This is a genomic window from Pseudomonas sp. 51_B (genome assembly GCF_017491595.1).
GTDB classification, from domain to species: Bacteria; Pseudomonadota; Gammaproteobacteria; order Pseudomonadales; family Pseudomonadaceae; genus Aquipseudomonas; species Aquipseudomonas promysalinigenes.
In genome coordinates, this window is the sequence record NZ_JAFGYW010000539.1 from 1 (window position 1) to 248 (window position 248).

Sequence of the window (248 nt, forward strand, 5' to 3'; positions counted from 1 at the left end):
CACGGTGGTGGGGTTTCTCGGGGTGTTGGCACTGTTGGTGTTGGTCAATGTACTGTCGCTGGGGGTCATGACCCAACCGGAACTGGCCGGTTTGCAGAACCCGTCGCTGGCCTCGGTGCTGGAGCATGTGGTAGGCCATTGGGGTGCGGTGCTGATCAGCGTCGGGCTGATCATCTCGCTGCTCGGCGCCCTGTTGTCCTGGGTGTTGCTGTGCGCCGAGATCATGTTCGCTGCGGCCAAGGACCACA

1 protein-coding gene is annotated in these 248 nt (G+C 62.5%); it reads left to right on the top strand.

Translation table 11 applies throughout. The features are described 5' to 3' along the window. On the top strand, positions 1 to 248 hold a 248-nt coding region (locus J5M56_RS26105; RefSeq protein WP_207938204.1), incomplete at both ends, for an amino acid permease.